The organism is Gemella sp. GH3, assembly GCF_013415425.1.
Classification (GTDB): Bacteria; Bacillota; Bacilli; order Staphylococcales; family Gemellaceae; genus Gemelliphila.
This window is the reverse complement of the sequence record NZ_JACBYC010000053.1, coordinates 1-747: the sequence shown is the minus strand read 5'-3', so window position 1 is coordinate 747 and position 747 is coordinate 1. Positions and strand designations below refer to the sequence as shown.

The 747-nt window shown below is 18.9% G+C and carries 1 protein-coding gene; it reads right to left on the bottom strand.

Features of this window, described 5'->3' with window-relative positions:
• Window positions 1-100: 100 nt before the first annotated feature.
• Window positions 101-747, bottom strand: a 647-nt coding sequence (gene csn2 / locus HZY83_RS01515) for a type II-A CRISPR-associated protein Csn2 (protein ID WP_179942334.1), incomplete at its 5' end; no start/stop codon positions are given.

Genomic DNA, 747 nt, shown 5'->3' with positions numbered 1-747 from the left:
CATTAAACTAAGTGCTTGTATAATAATGACAATTATTAATTTTATCTAATATACTTTTTCTTAAAAAATTTTTTTACCTTTCATTTTTGTCATTAATAAATTAAATTTCACAGTAATCTTTATCAATTATGTGTAATTGTTCATTTTTAATTATACCTACTTCATTACAATTATAATTAATATTTATCATTTTAATTTTATTAAGAAGAACATATTCATAAATATTTTCTAACTCTTCATTTGTAAAATAATTATTTAAATTTAAAGTAATTATTAATTTATAATCTGCTAATGTAAACATAGATTTTAAATAAACAATTAATTTATTAGCCAAATCCTGTTCTTCATTATTAATTTTGAAATTAACCATTTTTAGCAAAGCCATTGTATCAATATCGTCTTCAAAAGTAATATCTAAATCACTTTCATAACTTAAATCTATCATATACTTTACTATATTAGCTTTTAATTTATCTACTTCATAATAATCTTCACAAGATAATTTATAAAGGGATGATAATATTTTCTGCGAAACTTTTTTATTATTAGGGTTCAAATTAAATATATCTGTTATGATATGTACATTATTTTCAAAATTCAATTCCTTACCATCTTGAGATACAATAAAGTTACAACTATGCCCTAAACTTTGATTTAATAACTCTTCAACAAAATTTCTATAATATATTTTATCCTCAATTATTATAGTATTTACTTTATCTTCAGATATATTTATTATTTTTTCGA